General features: G+C 35.7%; 6 protein-coding genes. All 6 read right to left on the reverse strand.

Annotated elements, in window-relative coordinates:
* Positions 1–357, reverse strand: a 357-nt coding sequence (locus AC1DND_RS25010) for a hypothetical protein (RefSeq protein ID WP_477585255.1), incomplete at its 3' end; no start/stop codon positions are given.
* A 92-nt stretch (positions 358–449) separates the two neighbouring features.
* Positions 450–1,106, reverse strand: coding sequence for a class I SAM-dependent methyltransferase (locus AC1DND_RS25015; RefSeq protein WP_477585256.1), 657 nt, complete (start codon positions 1,104–1,106; stop codon positions 450–452).
* Positions 1,097–1,363, reverse strand: coding sequence for an FkbM family methyltransferase (locus tag AC1DND_RS25020; RefSeq protein ID WP_477585260.1), 267 nt, complete (start codon positions 1,361–1,363; stop codon positions 1,097–1,099). The genes AC1DND_RS25015 and AC1DND_RS25020 overlap by 10 nt, the downstream gene beginning before the upstream one ends.
* Positions 1,327–1,683, reverse strand: a complete 357-nt coding sequence (locus AC1DND_RS25025; RefSeq protein WP_477585257.1) for a hypothetical protein — start codon at positions 1,681–1,683, stop codon at positions 1,327–1,329. The genes AC1DND_RS25020 and AC1DND_RS25025 overlap by 37 nt, the downstream gene beginning before the upstream one ends.
* A gap of 71 nt (positions 1,684–1,754) precedes the next feature.
* Entirely contained in the window at positions 1,755–2,927 is a 1,173-nt protein-coding gene (locus AC1DND_RS25030) for a glycosyltransferase (RefSeq protein ID WP_477585258.1), read from the reverse strand.
* On the reverse strand, positions 2,914–3,968 hold a 1,055-nt coding region (locus AC1DND_RS25035; protein WP_477585259.1), incomplete at its 5' end, for a DegT/DnrJ/EryC1/StrS family aminotransferase. The genes AC1DND_RS25035 and AC1DND_RS25030, both read right to left, overlap by 14 nt.

The raw sequence follows: 3,968 nt of genomic DNA on the forward strand, positions 1-3,968 counted from the left end.
GGCTTGATTTTTATGGAAATCTAAATCAATATCTAGTTTTAGGTAAATTTTCCCATGAGGATGAAAAAATTTATATACAATGGCATAAAAARTATTCTCAGAGCTAAAATGGAATAAGTTGAGGATTTCTATTTCTTTCGCATGCTGCCTGATATAGGCATAAATAGATCGTTCAAAAAATTTACCTCTACCTTCGTTTGGTAAAAAGTGGAGTTTTAAACCAGGAACTTCAGTTTTTAAATAAGGATAATTAGCCTCAATAACATTTGTTTCAGTTGGAGGTTTTTTCCATGGGCCGGCTTTTCGACCTCCTTCTAATGAATGGAAATAAGATACTAATGTTGAATTATACCCCAAAATTTTAAAAAATTGATAGGGAATTTGACCAGTATCCTTTTTTAGTTCAAGGTTTTCGATGTGCGGAACAATGGTTACAAAGGACCTAGACATTATTTGGTCGCAATAGAAATTTGATCATAGGAAATGGTAATCCCTGCTCTTATTGCTTTAGTAAATGGAAAAAATGCCAATAATCTGTTGTACCATTTGATGTATCTTATTTTATTTTCATTCACCGTAGAAGCCCAAGGAATAAGTGGTGTGTAAGGTTGGTCTGTAAATCTTTCTCTCTCCAAGCTTTCGAAAAGTGTGAGTACATTCATCAAGCCTAATTCTTCATATAGTGCAGCCATTCCTTCGGGATAAATCCTCCAACAATCTACCGGAGCTTCATGATAAGGCCAACTAATTGGTGAGATAGTAATGATCAGCCCTCCTGGTTTTAATATTCTTTTCAATTCAGCAAACCAGGTCCAAAATTTACGTACATGTTCCAGCACATTAGAAGAAATAATAATATCATAAGTATCATTTGCTATCGGATAATTATATTCATCAGTCGACAAAATGTCTAAATCCTCATTCTTAGCATTGCTAGTTCGCTCGCCCGCCACTATATTTAAAGTATGCCAGGTGATAGTAGGATTGCCAATCATAGTAGAAAAGCTAGAAGGAATCATGTCAGGACCAATCTCTAAAACTTTTAGGTTATTTTTAAAATATGTTTTTGCATATTTTTTGAATAATAATTCACTGTTTAAATGCATGATTGGTTCAGAACTGTTGTGAAAAAAAGATTATTGTTAAGTTTTACATACGCAAAGTAATAGGGTGATAGCGCATCCATTACTGATGATGTACTACCAGGTCTCATGTCTTCATGGGTTTCTATCATTAAGTTTTTTACTTTTGATAGCCATGAGGTGTTCTTTTCAAAGAGCTCTTTTTCACTTCCCTCAATGTCGATTTTAAGAATATCAATATGGTCTAAATTAAAATCACGATAAATGTCAGCAATTGAAATTCTTTTTTGAGCATTTCATAATTTGAATCCTCGGGTTCAATACAGAAAAGCTGTGCATTAGGGTGTTCTTTCAATATGTATAAAGCAAAAAGACCAATATTTGCTCCAGCATCAACAACAATATTGTGGTCTTTTAAATCTAATAAGGCCTCATAATTTTGATCTATAAATATCTCTTGGAATACCCCAATATCAGAAGTGTTTTTTCTTAAATAGATTTTTTCCTTTAATCGCGGTAGTTGAAGTACGATCAGTTCATCATTGTCTTCCAGTTCAACTTGACGTAAGATACTTAATCCTTCGATACCAAAAGCCTTCATGTATTTTATCGCTCGCTTTTGAAGGTGCAGAAAACTGCGAATTTTTCCGAAAATTGACATGCTACATCAAGCTAATAATCCCATGTACTTCTTACATTAATCGACTCAATGAAGATTTGATTTAGTTTTTTCATGGTCTCTTCAATATTATATTTTGAAAGTTCTTTTTGGGTTACCGATTGATTTCGCAAATTGTAGAGTTGAATGAGGCTGTCATGAATTTCATTCGTACTTTCTGGATTGAAATATATGCCATAATCGCCCAATAACTCCCTATGTCCGTCAAAATTGGAACAAGCTACTCTACAATTTAAGGCTTGTGCTTCCAACAATGGCATATTGGTTGGCCCAAGATATGTAGGCATCACTAAACCTAAAGAATGCATATAGAGCCATTTGATGACCGATTTTTCGACAAATCCAGCAAAAAAAACGCGATCAGCAATATTTAATTCATTAACTAAATCTTGAAGATAGAGCTTGTTCTTATAATCGCCACCGGTAAATACCAGTTTTACTTGAGGATACTTATCCAAAAACTGCTTAAAGGCCATAATCAGTCCATAATGATTTTTATGTGCGCCAAAAGCGGCAGGATAGAAGAAATATTCATCACTCTGCCCCATGAAATCAGGTTTTACGGGAGTGGTTTCGGATCCAACAAAACTCGCAGGGAAAAATGGCAATACTTTGATTTTATTGGGGAAATAATTGAGGTAATTGATCATTTCTATCTTACCTGCTTCAGAATCGGCGCAAATAAAGAGCGCCTTTTTTATCAATGTAAAATATTGTTCCCTACTATCGAAGGTATAGGCAAATTCATCAAAAACATAGGTGCTAAGTTGTCCTAAATCCCAATTGTTAACAATAAATGGGAAGTCTGTATACTGCATGAAATTAACGGGATAGAAAATCAATTTTACCCTATTCTTTTTCAGGATATCAAAATTGATTTGTTTTCGCTTCCTTCTAGATCTTCCGGTAAGATTCACGTCACAACGAAATAATTTATGGAATAAGTTGCTTAGTTTTCTGCTTAAAAAACTTTCCTCGCTTTCAAGTTTAATATAAGGTTTTTTGAATTTGCTATCTTTTAAAAAGCCAGTAAATACAATTTCTAACTCAGGATCAAACTCGAAAGTGTCGATATTTGTAATCAGCGCTTCAGGATAAGTGAATGAGCCTCCATTATGCGGAGATGTCTCTTTGTCAGCCCAAACAGCAATTTTAAATTTTTCCATTTAAGATTATTTTTACTACTTGGTTAGCTTCTTCTTCTGTAAGGCCCAAACCACTTGGCAAATAAAAGCCATTTCTAGCTAACCTTTCTGCAACAGGATAATTTTCATTTTTGAACAACCCCATTTTTTGAAATACAGGTTGTTCATGCATGCACCAAAAGAAAGGCCGGGTACCGATTTTGTTTTTGGTGAGATGCGCTATTATGTTTTCTTTTTCGGCTAAGGTTGGTGCAATCAAACCGAATATCCAATAAATATTCTTACTAAAATCTGTTTTTGCAAGAGGCAGCTGGTACCCTTTTTCTCGTAAGAAAGAAAGCCCTTGTTGGTAGCTTGCACCTATTTCTCTTTTCTTGATTATAAAACCTTCAAGTTGTTCTAGCTGGGCCAAACCTAGGGCTGCCTGTAGGTTTGTCATTCGGTAGTTCCAGCCTATTTCGTGATGGACAAAGCGAGGACCATCAGGCTCAAAGCACAGGTTCCGGAGTTTTTTACATCTATCCGCCAGCTCTCGGCTGTTAGTGAGGAGCATACCGCCTTCGCCGGTAGTAATATGTTTATTTGGATAAAAACTAAAAATGCTGATGTCACCAAAACTACCGCACATTTTGCCTTTATAGGTTTGGCCGTGCATTTCTGCTGCATCTTCGATTATTTTTAGCTTATATTTTTTTGCCAATGCTAATATGGGATCCATATCAACTGGGAGACCGTAAATGTGTACTACCAAAATCGCCTTCGTACGAGCGGTTATTTTGGACTCAATTTGGGTCACATCCATATTCCAAGTGATTGGATCACTATCTACTAAAACTGGCAACGCACCAGCGGTAACCACAGATTGCGCTGGAGAGATAATCGTGAAAGTAGGCATAATTACTTCGTCTCCATGGCCAATATTTAAAGCTTTAATCGCAATATCTAAGGCTGCAGAACCGTTACTAACCGCAATTCCGTACGAACTACCAATATATTTACTAAACTGTTCCTCAAATTTAGTAATAAAAGGGCCTTCGCTACTGATCCAGCCTGTTTCAATAC

It is taken from the genome of Pedobacter sp. 01N416 (assembly GCF_056399685.1).